Below are 17,549 nucleotides of genomic sequence, written 5' to 3' on the forward strand. Positions count from 1 at the left end.
TATTCAAGATGCCGACCCACCGGATGCGCCTTGCGCGTATCGGTTTAAGGTCGCGCGCGATGATGCCGTCAGGTCTCGGCGAGGGTGCCGACGTGATCGGCAATTGCCAACGAGGAAGTCAGCCCCGGCGATTCGATGCCGAACAGGTTGATTAGCCCGGCGACTCCGTGGTCGCGCGGGCCCTGGATCATGAAATCCTGCGTTGCGACGGCCGGGGGCACGATTTTCGGGCGAATTCCGGAATAGCTCGGCATCAGCGCCCCGTCCGGCAGCGTCGGCCAATAGCGCCGGATCGCAGGGTAGAAGCGGTCTGCTCGCGCAGGATCTACCGCGTAGTCGACACTCTGGACCCATTCCACGTCGGGCCCGAAGCGCGCCTGTCCCGCCATGTCCAGCGTGAGATGCACCCCCAATCCGCCGGGCTCCGGCACCGGATAGATCAGGCGCGAGAAGGGTGCCCGCGCGCTGCAGCTGAAATAATTGCCCTTGGCCAGATAGGCAGGCGGGATCATTTCGACCGGCATGCCCTTGATGCTGCGCGCCACTGCTGGCGCGCCAAGGCCCGCCGAATTGACGAGCAAGCGGCAGGCAATGGTCATGGGCGCATCGCCGCCGGCCTCGAACTCGATGCCGCCGGCATTGGCGCGGGCGTACAACAGCGGAGTATGAAACGCGAAGTGGGCTCCGGCTGCTTCGGCGTCGCCCTGCAGCGCCAGCATGTAGGCGTGGCTGTCGATGATGCCGGTGGACGGCGAGAGCAGCGCGGCTTCGCAGTTCAGCTCCGGCTCCAGCGCGCGCGCCGCTTCACCCGAGATCAGTTGCAGGTCGCTGACGCCGTTGGCTTCGGCGTGCGCGCGGATCGACTGCAGCTTTTCGGTTTCCTGCGGAGTCGTTGCGACGATCAGCTTGCCGCAATTGCGATGCGGGACGCCGTGGTCGCGGCAATAGTCGTACAGGGCGCGCTTGCCGGTCACGCACATCTGCGCCATCAGGCTGCCGGCGCGGTAATAGATGCCGGCGTGGATCACCTCGCTGTTGCGGGACGACGTCACGGTGCCGATTCCCTCGGCGGCTTCCAGCACGATCACTTCGCGGCCTGCTCTTGCCAGCTGCCGTGCAATCGCGAGCCCGACGACTCCCGCTCCGATAACGACGCAATCAACCTTGTCCATGTCAGGTTCGGGCCTGGGGATTTGGCGCGGCTATTGCTTGCCGCACCTCGCCATGATCGCCGGTTTTGGGGAAATCGTCCATTAATCAGCCGCTTTGCCGCGGAGTCCGCCGCGCCCGCCTCGTTAATGAAGCATTAATCATGTCAGGGCAATTGCCCTAATTCTGGGCTGCATTCCAGGATTGCAAGGGTAGCCGTTTACCTGATTCAAACCCCCCAGGCCAGACACTGCGTCCGCAATCCGTAGGGTGGGCGATGGCTGAGAAGAACTGGCAGTCAAGCGGCAGGAATTTTATTCCAGCGCTGGCCTCCGCATGTCTGTTCGCCATAGCCGCGCCCTGCGAATTGGCCTGGGGCGCGCCTGCGGCGTCTGGCGGCTATTCGCCGCCCAGTTTCATCAGCGAGTTGGACCCCCGCATGGTCTGGGAATTCCTGATCGGCGGCGTCGTTGTCGGCTCCTTCCTGGCGGCGGTCTGCGTCTGGCTGTTTACGGCTCTACGCGGCTCCAGGCGCGAAAAACGGCGACGCAGCGCGTTCATCAACTCCGCCCTCAACAATCTCAGCCAGGGCGTGCTGATGACCAACGCGCAGAACCGCGTGATGTTCTGCAACGATCGCTTTCTCGAAATGTACGGGTTTAGTCGCGCCGATCTGTCGAGCGAAATGACCGGCCGCGACCTGGTCGAGTTGAGGCGCGTCCGGGGACTACTGAATCTCACCGCCGAAGAATTCGGCGTGCTTGCCCGCCGTCCGGAAGGCATCGTCACCGAACTGCCCGACGGACGATCGATACTTTCGAAGATGTTCCGCCTGCCCAACGGGGGGACGATCGGAACGCATGAGGATTGCACCGAGCAGCGCCGGCTGTCCCGGGAGCTGGCTTCTGCGACGCAGTTTCTGGAATCGGTGCTCGACAACGTTCCGGTCTGTGTCGCCGCCAAGAGCATCGAGGATGGCCGCTACATTTTCGCCAATCGCGCGTTCGAGCGTTTCTCCCGCTTCTCGCGCGACCAAATCGTCGGCAAGCGCGCCAATCAGATCTTCCGGTCGGAAACCGCCAGGAACATCGAGGCCGCGGACCAGGCGGCGCTGAGGGCGCCGGGAGGTCATCACTACAGCGAAATTCTGGTCGAACGCGGAAAAGAAACGCGCGTTCTCTCTTCCAATCGCGTGGTCGCCCGCAACAAGAACGGCGAGCCTGAGTTCCTGATCGCACTGTTCGAAGACGTCACCGAACGGCGGTCGCTGTCGCGGGAACTGGAAGACACCAAGAAATTTCTCGAGCTTGTGCTCGACAACATCCCGGTTTCGCTGACCGTCGAGAGCGCCAGCGACGGACGGTATCTGCTCGCCAACCGCGGCGCTGAGGCTATTCTCAATCGGCGCCGCGAGGACGCCACCGGCCTGACCGCTTCCGACATCTTCAATCCGCGGGAAGCCAAGCTGATTACTTCACGCGACGAGGCTGCGATCAGGAAACGCGGCCTGATCACCGAGGAGCATCCGATCTCCACCAAGGAGGGTCTGCGACTGTTCCTGACCCGCCGCATGACGGTTCTCGACGAGGCCGGCGAGCCGCAATATCTGATCAAGACTCACGAAGACGTCACCGATCGCCGTCAGACCGAATCGCGGATGGCGCACATGGCCTATCATGACGGTCTGACCGATCTGCCGAACCGCGCCGCCTTCCTGCAGGCGCTGGCCCAGATGATCGAGGCCTGCGCGGGCACCGACGAGGAATTCGCGGTGCTCTGCGTCGACCTCGACGGGCTGAAGGAAATCAACGACGTGTTTGGCCACGCCATGGGCGACAAGCTTCTGATCGCGGTCGCGGGCCGCATCCAGGCTTGCGCCAGCGGCGGCGTGGTGGCCCGGCTGTCCGGCGACGAATTCGGCCTCATCATTGACGGCAAGCAGCCGGAAACGGGCAGGGCGCTGGCCGAACAGATCGGCGCAGCCATCGCGGAAGAATTCCTGATCGATGGCAAGTCGGTGCGCGCCGGGATCACCACCGGCATCTCGGTGTTTCCACACAACGGCTCGACGGCGGCGTCATTGCTGGCCAATTCCGGCGCCGCGCTGTTTCGCGCCAAGCAGAAGTCGCGCGGTTCGGTCGGCATTTATGAACCCGAGATGGACCAGCAGATCCGCGACCGCCGGGTGCTGCATCAGGACCTCTCGATGGCGATCAGGAACGACGAGTTGTCGCTGCATTACCAGCCGCAGGCTGCATCCGGTGCAACGGTCGCCGACAGCAAGGTCACCGGTTTCGAGGCGTTGGCGCGCTGGAAGCATCCGGTGCGCGGCTTTGTCTCGCCGGGCGAGTTCATTCCGCTGGCGGAAGAAAGCGGGCTGATTGTCGAAATGGGGGTCTGGATCCTGCGCGAAGCCTGCCGGGAGGCCGCATCCTGGCCGGCGCCGCTGCAGATCGCGGTCAACCTTTCCCCGGCCCAGTTCATGCACGGCGACGTCGTCAGCCTGGTTCATTCGATCCTGCTTGAAACCGGCCTCTCGCCGCACCGGCTTGAGCTTGAGATCACCGAGGGCGTGCTGATCGAGGACTTCGATCGCGGCCTGGCGTTGCTGCGGCGGCTGAAGGCGCTGGGCGTGCGCATTTCGATGGACGATTTCGGTTCGGGCTATTCGTCGCTGAGCTATCTGCAGGCGTTTCCGTTCGACAAGATCAAGATCGATCGGGCCTTCGTCATGAACCTCGGGCGAAACCCGCAATCGGCCGCGATCGTGCGCGCCATCATCGACCTCGGCCACGGCCTTGGAATGTCGATCGTCGCCGAGGGCGTGGAGACCCAGGAGCAGCTCGGCTTCCTCTCGGAAGAGGGATGTGACGCGGTGCAGGGTTATTTTCTCGGCAGGCCGGCGCCGATCGGGCAATACGCCACGCTGGTCAGACGAAGTGGCGCGAACGAAGTCGAAACCGACCGCAAATTGGCCAGCGCCTGAGTCGCTGCGCTGGCTGGTTGACGCACTCCGCTGCAATGCGACCGCGACATCCACTTTTGGCCATCTTGCCCTGTCTAGTGTAGCGGGCCTCTCCAGTGCCCGAAGTAACATTTCCGCATGGCGGATTACGATCTTGCGATCATCGGCGGCGGCTTGAACGGCGTCGGCATCGCGCGCGACGCCGCCGGCCGTGGCCTGCGCGTGATCCTGCTGGAGCAGGGCGACCTCGGCGCCGGCGCATCCTCGGCTTCGCCACGGCTGATTCATGGTGATCTGGCGGAGCTCGAGCGCCGCCATTTTCTTCGCGTTCGTTCGGCGCTCGCCGAGCGCGACGTCTGGCTCCGGATCGCGCCGCATGTGGTGCGTCCCGCGCGCTTTGCCATCCCCGCGCATTCCGACCAGCGCCCGCCCTGGCAGCTGCGTTCCGGGCTCTTGCTCTACGACAAGTTGGCCCCGCGCAACGCGCTGCCGCTCTCCGCCACCATCGACGTCACCCATCACCCGCTGGGCAACGCGCTGAAGCGGCCGTTCGGCACCGCCTTCGAATATTCGGACTGCGTCGTGGACGATTCCCGGCTGGTGGTGCTGACCGCCGCCGACGCCGCAGCGCGCGGCGCGGTGATCCGCACCGGCGCGCGCTGCACGCGCGCCGAACGGGGCAAGACCTGGCGGCTGGCGACGATCGATCGCGGCTTTCGTCAGGTGATCACGGCACGGGCGCTCGTCAACGCCACCGGGGCGTGGACGGCCTCCGTCGCCGAGACGGTGCTGCGCGTGCCGCCGCCAAAAGTCGCGATCATGCAGATGAGCCAGATCGTCGTCCGTCGCCTGTTCGACGGCGACAACGTCTATGTGTTTCAGAACAGCGACGGGCGGCTGGTCTTCGCAAGCCCCTATGAGCGCGATTTCACGCTGATCGGCACCGCGGTCCACGCCTTCAAGGGTGATCCCGCCATCGTCGCGGTGGCGGCCAGCGACGTCGCCTATCTCTGCGATGCGGCGAACCGTTACTTCCGCGAACGGATCGAGGCCGTTGACGTGGTGCGCACGCTTTCCGGCGCCAACATGGTGACAGTCGCCGCGCGGCGTCAGCGCGACGGCGTGATCACGCTCGATCATGGGCGCGGCAAGGCGCCGCTGATCACGATCTTCGGCGGCGATATCACCACCGCGCGGCTGCGCGCGGAGAGGGCGGTCGGCAAGCTGACGCCGTTCTATCCGATGTCAGCGCGCTGGACCGCGAGATCGCCGCTGCCCGGCGGCGATTTCTCCTGGCGCCGCTTCGATGACGAGGTTGACGGCGCGCGCGAGCGTTGGCGGTTTCTCGACGAGGATCAGGCGAGACGGCTGGTCGGGGCCTATGGCACCACCGTCAGGGCGGTGCTCGGCGATGCCAGGCAGCGCGGTGACCTCGGTCCGGCCTTCGGTCCGGAACTGACCGGCGCCGAAGTGCGCTATCTCATGAATCACGAATGGGCGCGGTTTCCCGACGACGTACTGTGGCGTCGCACCAAACTCGGCCTCACCATGCCGGCCCGGGATCGCGAGGCGCTGTCGGCATTCATGGCCAACAGCACCGCACCGAGATGACGGCGTCTCCCTGAATGCTGCCAGAGCATGATCCGGAAAATTGTACAGCGGCTTTCCGAAAAGATCATGCTCAAACCAAGAGCTAAGGCGCGATGATGATTCATCCCAATCTCATCGCGCTTCAGGCCGCGCCTTGCGCCGCGCGCGACCATGCCTCGTCGCGCGCCGACGGCCGGCGGTCGAGACGGGCGGCGATACGGCTCGCGGCCTTGTCGGATTGGCCGGCGCGCAAATAGGCCACGATCAGCGTGTCCTCCCACAATTCGCGCTGGGCGTGGCTGCCGCCGATCCGCGCCAGTCCGGACATTGCAGGCTCGAGATGGCGGATCGCGCCCCCATGGTCGCCCTCGGCGAACGACCGGATCCCGCGGCACAGCTCGATTGCGGTTTGGCCCGGCAGCAGTTTGCCGCTGGCTTCGCGCGCCTCCAGCTGCGCCAAGCGTGTGCCGAACGCCTCACCTCCTGTCGTCGCCGCGGCGAGGGCGAAATGAACGTCGGCGAAGTGCGCCCCGGCCTGCGGGAAGTACTTCCCGCCATAGGCGCTGATCTCCCGCCAGTGCGGCTCCAGGCCGGCGCGGCCCGCCAGCGTCAGCCGCCACAAGAGCGAGGCGCCATCGGTAAAGATGTTCAGCGGCGGATAGGGCCGGCCCGCGGGCTTGATGTGCTGTTCGTAGATCGCAAGCGCAGTATCGGTATCGCCGGCATCGAGTGCGGTCAGCGCCACGTGCCAGGCCAGATGCCCATGCAGGAAGCTCTGGCGGTCATGGGCCGGCATCCATTGCGCAAGAAACTGGCGGCCCGCTGCCATGTCGCCTTGCTCGAACATCGCGTGCGACAGGCCGTGGGCGGCGTTGGCGTTGGCCGATCGCAAGCCCATTGCGCGTTCGGACAGGCTCCGGCCGGTAGAGAGATTTCCGGCCTCGGTGTGCGACCAGCCGAGATAGCTGACGAACCACCAGTCCTCGCCATAATGCCGCGCGTGGCGCTCGCAGATCGCGAGCTTGGCCGCATCGTGATCGGGGCGGCCCGAGAAGGCGTAAAGCCCGAACGCGCCGAGCAGCAGCGCCAGCACCAGGGCGTCGCGTGGATACTGTTCGAGGTGCGCTTCGGCGCCGCTGATGGCGAGTTTCGGCTGGCTCTCGATCACGGCGGCCATGATCTCGACATGGCTGGCCTCGCGCGGCGTGGCGCCGGCCGCGAGTTCGCGGGCCTGCGCGGCCATGGCGCGCGCCTTGCCGCCTTCCATGTTGAGCTGGTGCAGCCGGGCGCGCCCGATATGCGCCAGCGCAAAGCCGGGATCTGCCGCGATCGCCTGGTCAAAGGCATCCTCGGCCCCGTGCCAGGCCGACAGCATGCAATCGACGCCGTTGCGGTAATGCGCCGCGGCGCGGTCGGAGGCGGTGGTTAGCCCAAGATCGTATCGGTCCCGATGCATTGTTCTTGTCCCAGACCTAAGGCAGCCCACGGCGAGTCTAGAAATCGAGCTTGTCGCGTACCGCCTCGATGCCTGCCTTGGCGCAGGCTTCGTCCGCGTCGCCGCCGGGCGCGCCGGAGACTCCGACGGCGCCCAGCAGTGCGCCGGCGGCCTCGATGGGCAAGCCACCGCCGACGATGACGGCACCCGGAAGGTTGCGGATTCCGGCCTGCATCATCCCGGGCTGGCTGATGGCGTTGAGCTCGGTCGTGCTGGTGCGAAAGCTGACCGCGGTCCAGGCCTTGCCGGTAGCGGTCGAAACCGTGTGCGGACCGGCGAAGCGGTCGCGCAGCAGAACCTGCGTAACGCCGAAGCGATCGACGATTGCGACCGTCACCTGGAAGCCGCGCTTGCGGCAATCCGCAATGGTCGCGCGCGCCAGATCCAGCGCCAGTTCGGGGCTCAGTGACTTGTAGGTCACGAGAGCATCCTGGGCGAGGGCGGCGCCGCCAAGCATCGAGCAGATCGCGGTGGCGGCCAGCAGGTTCCTGACGATCATGATGTTCCTCCGCGATCCGTCGCGCCGCGATGAGTTGCGGGCCAAGGGAGCCCCAGACCTTACCAGAGCTGCGAGCATCGGCATCCATAATCTTGTGGCCGCGGCTGCCGAGGCGGTTGAGCGGATGCCGATCCGCCGCTAGCCTGCAGCCTGCGACGGGGCCGCCGGGTGACATGACCGAGGAATCGCCTGATATCGATGCGCCTGCGGCGCTGGCCGGGTCCGCGCCGCCGGTGGATGCGTCCGCCGACCTGCCGCTGCTTCGCATCGAGGGCGTCGGCAAGAAGTTCGGCGCTTTCCGCGCGGTGGACCGGCTTTCGCTCGACATCAGGGAAGGCGAGTTCTTTGCCCTGCTGGGGCCAAGCGGCTGCGGCAAGACCACGCTGTTGCGGATGCTCGCCGGCTTCGAGACGCCGGACGAGGGCCGCATTCTGCTCGGCGGTCGCGACATCGCGCCGATGCCGCCGCATCAGCGGCCCGTCAACATGATGTTCCAGAACTACGCGCTGTTTCCGCATCTTTCAGTGCGGGACAATATCGCGTTCGGATTGCGGCGCGCAGGGATGGCGCGCGCCGCCATCGATATCCGCGTGGCCGAGATGGTCGCGCTGGTCAAGCTCGATGGGTTGGAGAAGCGCAAACCGGATCAGCTTTCCGGCGGCCAGAAGCAGCGCGTGGCGCTGGCGCGGGCGCTGGCGCGTCGGCCGCAGGTGCTGTTGCTGGACGAGCCGCTGGCCGCGCTGGACAAAAAGCTGCGCGAAAGCACGCAACTGGAACTGATGGCGCTGCAGCGCCGCCTCGGCATGACCTTCATCATCGTCACCCACGACCAGGAAGAGGCGATGACGATGGCGAACCGGATCGGCGTGATGGACGCCGGCCGGCTCGAGCAGGTCGCGACCCCGCGCAATCTCTATGAGGCGCCGCATTCGCGCTGGGTCGCCGAGTTCATCGGCGACGTCAATCTGTTCGACGGCGAGATCGCTTCGCGCGATCCGCATCGACTGATCGTATCGACCCGGGACGGCGGAACGATCGTGGTCGCGGAGCCGCGCCAGCCGGTCGGCAAGACCGCGGTGTCGATCGCCATCCGCCCCGAGAAGGTCAAGCTGTCGCGCCGCGGTCCGGCGCTTGACGCAATCGACTCGCACGCCATCAACCGGCTCGAAGGCGTCGTTACCGACGTCAGTTACCTCGGCGGCTTGACCGTCTACCAGGTCAAGCTCGATTCCGGCGCGATGGTGCGCTCGTCGATGGCCAATACGGTGCGGATCGACATCGACGCCTACAGCGCCGGCCAGCGCGTGGTGGTCTGGTTCACGCCCGACGATTGCGTGGTGCTGGAGCAATGAGCGCGCGCAGCATTTTCGCGCGGCCGGCGCGCTTCGCCGCGGTCGCGCCCTATCTCTGGATGGTGCTGTTCTTCCTGGTGCCGTTCGGTTTCGTGCTCAAGATCAGCCTGTCGCAAACCGCGATCGCCCAGCCGCCCTATGTGCCGCTGTTCAACCTTACCGCGGGGTGGGACGCGATCGTGGCGGCGTTGAAGCAGTTGTCGCTGGACAATTTCAGGCTGCTCGTTTCCGACAATCTCTATATCACGTCGTACCTGCGCAGCTTCGTCGTCGCCGTAACCTCGACATTGATCCTGCTGCTGATCGGCTATCCCGTCGCCTATGGCATGGCGCGGCTGCCGCAACGCTGGCAGGCGTTCGCCATGATGCTGGTCATCGTGCCATTCTGGACCTCGTTCCTGATCCGCATCTATGCCTGGATCAACATCCTGCAGCACGACGGGCTGCTCAACAAGGTTCTGCTCGCGCTGCATCTGGTCGCGACGCCGGTGGTGTGGCTGTCGACCGACAGCGCCATGTATATCGGAATCGTCTATTCCTATCTGCCGTTCATGATCCTGCCGCTCTATGCCACGCTTGTTCGGATGGATCCGTCGCAGCTGGAGGCGGCCGCCGATCTCGGCGCATCGCCGCGGCAGGCGTTCTGGCTGGTGACCTTTCCGCTGTCCTTGCCCGGCGTCGGCGCCGGCGCGCTGCTGTGCTTCATCCCGATCGTCGGCGAGTTCGTGATTCCTGATCTGTTGGCCGGATCCGCCTCGATGATGATCGGCCAGACGCTGTGGCTGGAATTCTTCGCCAACAAGGACTGGCCGGTCGCATCGGCGGTCGCCGTCGCGCTGCTGGTTCTGCTGGTGCCGCCCTTGCTGTTGTACGACCGCCTGCAACGCCGCACGCTCGGAGGCGCGGGCTGATGACGCACAAGGTCGGCAGGATATCGCCCTTCAACATCACCGCGCTGGCGCTGGGGCTGGCGTTTCTCTACCTGCCGATCGTCATCCTCGTCATCTATTCGTTCAATGCCTCGCGGCTGGTGACGGTGTGGGGCGGCTGGTCGCTGCGCTGGTACACGGAGGTGTTCAACGACCGCGCGACGCTGGAAGCCGCCTGGATGAGCCTGCGCGTCGCGGCCGTGTCGGCCACGTCGGCGACGCTGCTCGGCACGCTGGCGGCGGTGGGGCTGGCCCGCGGCGAGCGCTTCAAGGGCCGCACGTTGTTTTCGGGTATGCTCCTCGCGCCGCTGGTGATGCCGGAGGTGATCGCCGGCCTTGCCCTGCTGCTGCTGTTCGTTGCGCTGGACGTCGAGCGCGGCTTCTGGACGGTGACGATCGCCCACACCACGCTGACGATGTGTTTCGTCACCGTGGTGGTGCAGTCGAGACTGGTTTCGCTTGATCGCACGATCGAGGAAGCTGCGATGGACCTCGGTTGCGATCCGCTGCAGGCGTTTGTTCGCGTGACCCTGCCGCTGATCTTCCCTGCGATTGCCGCAGGGTGGATGCTGGCGTTCACGCTGTCGCTCGACGACGTCGTGATCGCCAGCTTCACCACAGGGCCGGGATCGGCGACGCTGCCGATCCGGATCTATTCGGAAGTGCGGCTCGGCGTGAAGCCGCAAATCAACGCGATCTGCACCATGATGATCGCGTTCATCGCCGTGGTGATCGTGATCGCCTCGCTCGCCTCGAAACTGTCGAATGCGCAAGGCAGGAGCGCCGCGCCGCTGTAGTTGTTCGTCAGGGCGACAAGGCGGTCGTGCCGGTCGGCGACCCGATGGAAGCAGTGACGGCCAGCCTAGTTCGGCTTCACCGCCTCGGCGGCGGGCGCGGCTTCCGGTGTTGCCGGCCTGACGCCGCCGCCAGTGAAGCGCTCGATCACCGACTTCACCGCATCGCGGGTTTTCCGATCCTTCACCGCATCGAGCAGCGGGGCGGCGCCGGGGGAGCGGCGGATCAGGCTTTCCGGATCGGGAAATACCAGCGGATCCTCCCATGGGCCCTGCACCACGAACGGCAGGTCGAAGCCGGGCGGGGCGTTCGGGGCCGAGGTCAGGCTGGCGACGCCTTTCAGATCGTATTCGCGCGCCGGCACCGAGGCGGTGCCGGTGAGGGTCAGGCGTGTCGCTGATCCCTCGACGCGGATATCCTCGGCGGTGGCGATGCCGTCGTTGAACCGCACCGAGACCGTGAGCTTGTCATACGGCGTCGAACCGCTGCGGAAATTGCCGCCGCCCGACAACGGCCGCCGCTCCAGCCGTTTCAGCAATTGCTCGACGTTGAAACCCGCGATCGCGCCATTCTGGCCGGTCAGGGTCGCGGTCCCGTCGAGCGAGGAGGCGAGCCCGAACGGACTTGCGCCTGACGCCACCAGCGCGACGCTGATATTGCCGCGTCCGGACAGCTTGTTGACGCCGAACAATTCGCTGGCGCACGCCTGCAAATCGACATCGGTGAACTGGAACTGCGCCTGGACGTCGGCGACCGTGTCCGAGCGTGCGATCCCGAGCGAGCCCTTGGCGATGCCGCCATAGATCTGCGCCTCGCCGACCGAGAGCGCCAGCGCGCCGCCGCGCAGGTTGGCGCCAAAGGCGGTGCGGCCGAGTTTGGTGGTGCCGACCGTTACCCTCGCCGCCGACAGGCGCATGTCGAGGTCGGTTGCGGACAGCGAAGTCAGGTCGAACAATTGCCGGTTCCAGTCGCGGGCGCCGCTGGCGAGCAGGCGAACGGTGGAGATATAGGGGGTGAAATCGAGGTTGCCTGCGGCCAGCGTTGCCTGCAGCGTCGGGCGGCCGCTGTTGGCGATGGTCATCACGCCTTCGGCTACGTTGCCATCGAGTTCGACGTTCACGCCGGTCAGGGCAAGGGAGGTGCCTACCACGCTGGCGCGAGCCCTCAGCGCGAAACGGCCGAATCCGCCGCTGCCCGGCGGCGGCTGTCCGGTCCAGCGCAGCGCGTTGCGCAGCGACGGGCTGTCGATGGTGAGATTACCCTCCATCATCAGGCTGCTGCGGTTGGCCACCGAACCGTCGAAGGCGAGCTTGATGGGCGCGCTGACCAGCCGCGCCTTGAGTCCCGAACGGTCGCCTGACAGCATGGCCACGAAGTCGCCTGCGGACAGCGAGCCCTCGACGCGCTCGCCGCGCCAGTCGAATTGGCCGGTCGCCGCGAAGGAGCGCGAGATCGAGGGCCAGGCCAGCGAGAGATCGATATCGCCCAGCAGCTCGGAGATTTGATTTCTCGCGTCCTCGTATTTGAGTACGCCGTCCTGAATCCTGATCTCCGAGAACGACACCTGGTTTTCGGCGCCGGGCTTCATGGTGCGCGCGATGGTATCGAGGAACGGCGTCCAGTTGCTGTCGCCCGGTCCGTGCCTGACCACCCTGATCTGCGGCCGCAGCATCATGACATCGGCGATTTCGAACCGGCGCAGCAGCAACGGAAGCAGCCGCAGATTTGCGGTCAGTACGTCGACCTGAAGCGCCGGATCGACGGTGTCGCTGCCCTTTAAGCCGACGTTGTGAAAGGAAATGTAACTGCCAGGAAACACCGACACGTCGATCGCGCCCATGACCACCAGATCGAGCCCGGTCACGGCGCGGATTTGCGCCTCGACCGCCTGCCGGAGCGCATCACGGTTGAGGAGCCAGGATGTGCCGATCAGGCCAATCAAGGCTGCACCGAACAACACCGCAACCGGCAGCCCCAGGCGCTTGATTGCTTGAGTCATCGTCAATGGCGTATCCGGATCTGACTAAACCGAAGTCGGGTTGATGAAGGTCTATATCGATTAAGCGTCGCTTCGGTCCTGGCAGATGCGCTTCGGTATGTCCGTGCCAACCTACGCAACTTGAAGGGTTTTCTTGACACTTTCAAGGCCGTCATGACGCTGCTTGCGGGCTTGCGGGTCGAAATCCACCGTCATTGACGCGCTGCGAAGAATTCGCCTAATAATCTCGCCATTGTCGGCCTGCAGCCGCTCCCTCCACCAGGTCATGGTTCCATGAACAAGGTCTATCCCGACGCCAAGGCGGCCCTCGATGGCGTCCTCAAGGACGGCATGATGATCATGTCGGGCGGCTTCGGTCTGTGCGGCATCGCCGAGACCCTGTCGGACGCGATTCGCGACTCCGGCGTCAAGAATTTGACGGTGATCTCCAACAACGCGGGCGTCGACGGCATCGGCCTCTCCAGGCTTTTGGAAACGCGGCAGATCAGGAAGATGATCTCGTCCTATGTCGGCGAGAACAAGCTGTTCGCGCAGCAATACCTCGCCGGCGAACTGGAGCTGGAATTCAATCCGCAGGGCACGCTGGCCGAGCGCATCCGCGCCGGCGGCGCCGGCATCCCGGCGTTCTACACCAAGACCGGCGTCGGCACGCTGATCGCCGAAGGCAAGGAAGTGAAGGAATTCGACGGCGAGAAATACATCATGGAACGCGGCCTGTTCGCCGACCTCGCCATCGTCCACGCCTGGAAGGGCGATACCGCGGGCAACCTCGTCTATCGCAAGACCGCGCGCAATTTCAACCCGATGATGGCGACGGCGGCCAGGATGACCGTCGCCGAGGTCGAACACCTGGTGCCGGCCGGCGAGATCGATCCGGACCATGTCCACACGCCCGGCATTTTCGTCAAGCGGATCATCGAAGTGGGCGCCGGCAAGAAGCGGATCGAATTCCGCAACACCCGCCCGCGGCCAGCAAAGGCGCCGGCGGCTGCAACGGGGAGTGAAGTCTGATGGCCTGGACCCGCGAACAGATGGCCGCGCGTGCCGCGAAAGAGTTGCGCGACGGCTATTACGTCAATCTCGGCATCGGCATTCCGACACTGGTCTCTAACTACATTCCCGATGGTATCGACGTCAGCCTGCAGAGCGAGAACGGCATGCTCGGCATGGGGCCGTTTCCCTATGAGGGCGAGGAGGACGCCGACCTCATCAACGCCGGCAAGCAGACCGTCAGCGAACTGCCCTCGACCAGCTATTTCTCGTCGGCGGATTCCTTCGGCATGGTGCGCGGCGGCCATATCGACCTCTCGATCCTCGGCGCGATGCAGGTGGCCCAGAACGGCGATCTCGCCAACTGGATGATCCCCGGCAAGATGGTGAAGGGCATGGGCGGCGCGATGGACCTCGTCGCCGGCGTCAAGCGCGTCGTCGTGGTCATGGAACATTCCGCCAAGGACGGCCCGAAGCTACTGAAGAAGTGCAACCTGCCACTGACGGGGGAGAAGGTGGTGGACATGGTGGTCACCGATCTGGCGGTGTTCACCATCGACAAGCACGGCAAGGACGGCATGGCGCTGATCGAGCTCGCCGACGGCGTCACGCTGGACGAAGTGAAGGCGAAGACCGAAGCCGAATTCCGCGTCGCGCTGAAGAACGCTTAAGAAACGCGAGGCAAAATGATTTTCGTCGTCCCGGCCAAGCGAAGCGCGAGCCGGGACCCATACCCCGACGCCTATCGTTAGGGCGCTGAGGTAGAGACCTTCTTCAAGCAACAGACTACCGGGGCTATGGGTCCCGGCGTTCGCCGGGACGACGGATGCTTGATCCTGTGTCGCAACCTTTACGCCGGCCCCGCCGGCACGTCCGAGAACCGCGTCAGCCACGCCACCGGACCGATGCTGGCGGCGACGATCAACAGTGCGGCGAGCGCGCCTTCCTCGAAACTGCCGCGGCTGGCGTACTGGTAGATCGAGGTCGCCAGCGTTTCGACGTTCAGCGGCCGCAACAGCAGCGTCGCCGGCAGCTCTTTCAGGCAATCCACGAACACGATGATCGCGGCGCCGAGCATCGCCGGCCGCAGCAGCGGCAGATGGATCAGCCGCATCGTCGTGGTCTGCCCGGCGCCCGCGGCGCGCGCGCTGTCGTCGTAGTCGCGTGGAATTCGCTCGAAGCCTGATTTGATGAAGCCGGTCGGCACCGCCAGAAACCGGATCACATAGGCGATGATGACGGCGGCGCCGGAGCCGATGATGATCAGCCCCGGCAGCGAACCGCCGAACCATAGGACGAGCGCAACCAGGGTGTTGTCGATCGCCAGCAATGGCGTCAGCAGGCCGAGCGCCAGCACCAGCCCGGGCAGCGCGTAGCCGGTCTGGGCGATGTTCATGGCGGCGAAGCGCAGCTTGCTCGGCCGCCAGCGCCAGGCCAGGATGGTCGCAAAGCCGAGCAGCAGCGCGGCCAGCGTGGCGAGGCTCGCGAACGCGACCGAGTTGAAGGCGTCGCGCCACAGCGCCATGTCGAAATTCTCGAACAGGCCGCGCCTGAAACTCTGCTGGATTAGAAACAGCAGCGGCACGAAGAAGCCCAGCGCGGCCGGCAGCAGGCAGGCGGCGAACGCGCAAGCGCCCCTGACGCCGGTGAGCGGGGTCCGCTGCGTCAGGCGGGGGCTTTCGGCGGAGAATTCCGTGGTGATGCTGCGGCGGCCGTACCGCTCGATCGCGATCAGGCAGGTCACGATCGCCAGCATGAAGCAGGAAAGCTGGGCGGCGCCGGCGAGGCTGCCGCGGTTCAGCCAGGTGGTGAAAACCGAGACTGTGAGCGTGCGGACGCCGAGATACTCGCTGGCGCCGATGTCGTTGAGCGTTTCCAGCGATACCAGCGCCACGCCGACCGCCAGCGCCGGCCTCGCCATCGGCAGCGAGATCCGCCAGAACGTGGTCCAGCGGCTGGCGCCAAGGGTCTTGGCAACCTCGGCGTATTCGGCGCTCTGGAACTGGAACATGGTTCGCGCCGAGAGATAGACGTAAGGGTAGAGCACCAGCGCGATCACGACGATCGCGCCGGGCAGGGAGCGCAGATCGGGAAGCACCCGCATCGCGTCGTGCAGCGGGAAAAACAGCGCGAGCGCGCGATGAGCCAGGCCAAGCGGCTCGAACAGGTCGACATAGACGTAAGCGGCAAGGTAGGTCGGGATCGCAAGCGGCAGCGGCACCAGCCACAACAGTATTCCTCGGCCCGGGAACTCGTGCAGCGAGATCGTCCACGCCGCGCCGGCGCCGATCACCAGCGACAAGGCGCCGACGCCGCCGAGCAGCAGCGCGGTGTCGCGCAGGGTCAGCGGCAGAACGTAGTCGATCAGATGGCGCCAGACGTCTGGCGCGGGTTGCATCGCCAGCCCGATGATCGAGATGACGGGCGCTGCGACCAGGATTGCAGTGCCTGCCGCAATCGCCGCCGCGATTCGTCCGACGTCGAGGGTTCGGCTCACGCCGGCTCCCGTCCGCTTAAGGCCGGGATCCCACGCAATGCGCCGTCTCCCGCGACGGGCGGGCAGAATTCGGCCGAAGCGCCTTTGCGGACCGATACGATCAATTGTCGAACCCGACCTTGTCCACCAGTGTCGAAGCCGCCTTGCGGTTTGCGGCGATCCTGGCGACCGGCAGCGGATCGGCCTGCAGCTTGCCATAACCCGCAATTGTCGGGTTGAGGCCGACGCCAGCGCGGACCGGGTATTCGTAATTGGCGTCGGCATAGATCTTCTGCGCCTTTTCACCGACCAGCCACTCGATCAGTTTGACGCCGTTGGCCTTGTTGGGCGCATGCTTGGCCAGCAACACGGCCGAGAGGTTGACGTGCGTGCCACCGCCCTCGAAGGTCGGCAGGATAACCTTGGTGGCCTCCGCCCACGCCTTCTTTTCGGGATCGTTGTTCATCATCAGCGCCCAGTAATAGGTGTTGCCGATGCCGATATCGCATTTGCCGGCCGCGACGTCGCGCGCCGCCTCGCGGTCGCCGCCGGAGGGCTTCTGCGCCAAATTGGCCTTGAGGCCGCGCAGCCATTGCTCGGCCTTGGCCTCGCCGTATCTGGCCACATAGGCGGCAAACAGGCCGTTATTGTAGATGTGCTGGCCCGAGCGGATGCAGATCTTGCCCTTCCATTTCGGGTCGGCGAGTTCTTCATAGGTGATCGCCTGCTGCTGGACGCGGTCCTTCGACGCATAGATCACGCGCGCGCGCATCGAAATTCCGGCCCAGTGGCCGTCCGGATCGCGGTATTGCGCCGGCACGGTTTCGTCGACCACCACCGACTTGATCGGCTGCGTGACGCCGGCCTGCACCGCCTCGTCGATGCGGCCGATGTCGACCGTCAGCAGCACGTCGGCGGGGCTGTTGGCGCCTTCCGCCTTCATCCGCTGCTCCAGCCCCGAACTTGCCGAGACGACATTGACCTTGATGCCGCTGTCGCGGGCGAAGGCGTCGAACAGCGGCTGGACCAGCTTGGTTTCGCGATAGGTGTAGACGTTGACCTCGCCATTTCCGGCCGATGCCGTCGGGGCGGCAAGCGCGGTGAAACAAAGCAACGTCGCGGTTGCCGCGGTAATGTGAAAGCTTGACATGAAAGTTGCCCCTGCGGAGGTGGTGGAGACGCCGGTTTCAGTAGCGCGGCGGCCGTCGCGCTGTCAGCAACCGAATGCCTGGAATGCCTTGATTTAGAGGGATTCCAGCGGCGTGATTTAGAGTGATTCCAGGATTGGGGATCCTGTGCGAAGCGCTTGA

13 protein-coding genes are annotated in these 17,549 nt (G+C 65.3%); 7 read left to right on the plus strand and 6 right to left on the minus strand.

What is annotated here, in order from left to right; genetic code table 11:
• Nucleotides 1–68 precede the first annotated feature (68 nt).
• Nucleotides 69–1,172: an NAD(P)/FAD-dependent oxidoreductase gene (locus Q0D31_RS22780; RefSeq protein ID WP_291856336.1), complete on the minus strand. Its 1,104-nt coding sequence runs from the start codon at nucleotides 1,170–1,172 to the stop codon at nucleotides 69–71.
• Nucleotides 1,173–1,426: 254 nt separating this feature from the next.
• On the opposite strand from Q0D31_RS22780, the gene Q0D31_RS22785 reads away from it, so the two are divergent.
• Both Q0D31_RS22785 and Q0D31_RS22790 read left to right on the plus strand, forming a co-directional pair.
• Nucleotides 1,427–4,135: an EAL domain-containing protein gene (locus Q0D31_RS22785; protein WP_291856338.1), complete on the plus strand. Its 2,709-nt coding sequence runs from the start codon at nucleotides 1,427–1,429 to the stop codon at nucleotides 4,133–4,135.
• A 117-nt stretch (nucleotides 4,136–4,252) separates the two neighbouring features.
• Complete coding sequence (locus Q0D31_RS22790) at nucleotides 4,253–5,725, plus strand: glycerol-3-phosphate dehydrogenase (protein WP_291856341.1); 1,473 nt, start codon at nucleotides 4,253–4,255, stop codon at nucleotides 5,723–5,725.
• Nucleotides 5,726–5,846: 121 nt separating this feature from the next.
• On the opposite strand, the gene Q0D31_RS22795 is transcribed toward Q0D31_RS22790, so the two are convergent.
• Both Q0D31_RS22795 and Q0D31_RS22800 read right to left on the minus strand, forming a co-directional pair.
• Complete coding sequence (locus tag Q0D31_RS22795; protein WP_291856343.1) at nucleotides 5,847–7,160, minus strand: tetratricopeptide repeat protein; 1,314 nt, start codon at nucleotides 7,158–7,160, stop codon at nucleotides 5,847–5,849.
• Nucleotides 7,161–7,197: 37 nt separating this feature from the next.
• Nucleotides 7,198–7,698: a heme-binding protein gene (locus tag Q0D31_RS22800; RefSeq protein ID WP_291856345.1), complete on the minus strand. Its 501-nt coding sequence runs from the start codon at nucleotides 7,696–7,698 to the stop codon at nucleotides 7,198–7,200.
• Nucleotides 7,699–7,871: 173 nt separating this feature from the next.
• Between Q0D31_RS22800 and Q0D31_RS22805 the strand changes: the two genes are divergently transcribed.
• Genes Q0D31_RS22805 through Q0D31_RS22815 form a run of 3 tightly spaced genes read left to right on the plus strand, consistent with a single transcriptional unit; the run spans nucleotide 7,872 to nucleotide 10,776 of the window.
• Complete coding sequence (locus Q0D31_RS22805) at nucleotides 7,872–9,050, plus strand: ABC transporter ATP-binding protein (protein WP_291856347.1); 1,179 nt, start codon at nucleotides 7,872–7,874, stop codon at nucleotides 9,048–9,050.
• Entirely contained in the window at nucleotides 9,047–9,961 is a 915-nt protein-coding gene (locus Q0D31_RS22810) for an ABC transporter permease subunit (RefSeq protein WP_291856349.1), read from the plus strand. The genes Q0D31_RS22805 and Q0D31_RS22810 overlap by 4 nt, the downstream gene beginning before the upstream one ends.
• Nucleotides 9,961–10,776: an ABC transporter permease gene (locus tag Q0D31_RS22815; protein ID WP_291856351.1), complete on the plus strand. Its 816-nt coding sequence runs from the start codon at nucleotides 9,961–9,963 to the stop codon at nucleotides 10,774–10,776. The genes Q0D31_RS22810 and Q0D31_RS22815 overlap by 1 nt, the downstream gene beginning before the upstream one ends.
• Before the next feature lie 65 nt (nucleotides 10,777–10,841).
• Here Q0D31_RS22815 and Q0D31_RS22820 read toward each other — a convergent pair whose 3' ends face one another.
• Nucleotides 10,842–12,773, minus strand: a complete 1,932-nt coding sequence (locus Q0D31_RS22820) for an AsmA family protein (protein ID WP_291856352.1) — start codon at nucleotides 12,771–12,773, stop codon at nucleotides 10,842–10,844.
• 273 nt (nucleotides 12,774–13,046) lie between these two features.
• Here Q0D31_RS22820 and Q0D31_RS22825 point away from each other — a divergent pair, with 273 nt between their 5' ends.
• The gene (locus Q0D31_RS22825; protein ID WP_291856354.1) at nucleotides 13,047–13,784 is read left to right on the plus strand and encodes a CoA transferase subunit A; all 738 of its coding nucleotides are present in this window, start codon (nucleotides 13,047–13,049) and stop codon (nucleotides 13,782–13,784) included.
• Nucleotides 13,784–14,434, plus strand: a complete 651-nt coding sequence (locus Q0D31_RS22830; protein ID WP_291856356.1) for a CoA transferase subunit B — start codon at nucleotides 13,784–13,786, stop codon at nucleotides 14,432–14,434. The genes Q0D31_RS22825 and Q0D31_RS22830 overlap by 1 nt, the downstream gene beginning before the upstream one ends.
• A 179-nt stretch (nucleotides 14,435–14,613) precedes the next feature.
• Here Q0D31_RS22830 and Q0D31_RS22835 read toward each other — a convergent pair whose 3' ends face one another.
• Complete coding sequence (locus tag Q0D31_RS22835) at nucleotides 14,614–16,260, minus strand: iron ABC transporter permease (RefSeq protein WP_291856358.1); 1,647 nt, start codon at nucleotides 16,258–16,260, stop codon at nucleotides 14,614–14,616.
• 100 nt (nucleotides 16,261–16,360) lie between these two features.
• The gene (locus tag Q0D31_RS22840; RefSeq protein ID WP_291856360.1) at nucleotides 16,361–17,389 is read right to left on the minus strand and encodes a Fe(3+) ABC transporter substrate-binding protein; all 1,029 of its coding nucleotides are present in this window, start codon (nucleotides 17,387–17,389) and stop codon (nucleotides 16,361–16,363) included.
• Between the last annotated feature and the right edge of the window lie 160 nt (nucleotides 17,390–17,549).

The organism is Bradyrhizobium sp. (genome assembly GCF_022844465.1).
Taxonomy (GTDB): Bacteria; Pseudomonadota; Alphaproteobacteria; order Rhizobiales; family Xanthobacteraceae; genus Bradyrhizobium.

What these genes read in the sequence shown, in the direction of transcription:
- Q0D31_RS22795 (WP_291856343.1), bottom strand. Translation starts at nt 7,160, where the DNA reads ATGCATCGGGACCGATACGATCTTGGGCTAACCACCGCCTCCGACCGC.
- Q0D31_RS22820 (WP_291856352.1), bottom strand. Translation starts at nt 12,773, where the DNA reads ATGACTCAAGCAATCAAGCGCCTGGGGCTGCCGGTTGCGGTGTTGTTC.
- Q0D31_RS22800 (WP_291856345.1), bottom strand. Translation starts at nt 7,698, where the DNA reads ATGATCGTCAGGAACCTGCTGGCCGCCACCGCGATCTGCTCGATGCTT.
- Q0D31_RS22790 (WP_291856341.1), top strand. Translation starts at nt 4,253, where the DNA reads ATGGCGGATTACGATCTTGCGATCATCGGCGGCGGCTTGAACGGCGTC.
- Q0D31_RS22810 (WP_291856349.1), top strand. Translation starts at nt 9,047, where the DNA reads ATGAGCGCGCGCAGCATTTTCGCGCGGCCGGCGCGCTTCGCCGCGGTC.
- Q0D31_RS22780 (WP_291856336.1), bottom strand. Translation starts at nt 1,172, where the DNA reads ATGGACAAGGTTGATTGCGTCGTTATCGGAGCGGGAGTCGTCGGGCTC.
- Q0D31_RS22805 (WP_291856347.1), top strand. Translation starts at nt 7,872, where the DNA reads ATGACCGAGGAATCGCCTGATATCGATGCGCCTGCGGCGCTGGCCGGG.
- Q0D31_RS22840 (WP_291856360.1), bottom strand. Translation starts at nt 17,389, where the DNA reads ATGTCAAGCTTTCACATTACCGCGGCAACCGCGACGTTGCTTTGTTTC.
- Q0D31_RS22825 (WP_291856354.1), top strand. Translation starts at nt 13,047, where the DNA reads ATGAACAAGGTCTATCCCGACGCCAAGGCGGCCCTCGATGGCGTCCTC.
- Q0D31_RS22785 (WP_291856338.1), top strand. Translation starts at nt 1,427, where the DNA reads ATGGCTGAGAAGAACTGGCAGTCAAGCGGCAGGAATTTTATTCCAGCG.
- Q0D31_RS22815 (WP_291856351.1), top strand. Translation starts at nt 9,961, where the DNA reads ATGACGCACAAGGTCGGCAGGATATCGCCCTTCAACATCACCGCGCTG.
- Q0D31_RS22830 (WP_291856356.1), top strand. Translation starts at nt 13,784, where the DNA reads ATGGCCTGGACCCGCGAACAGATGGCCGCGCGTGCCGCGAAAGAGTTG.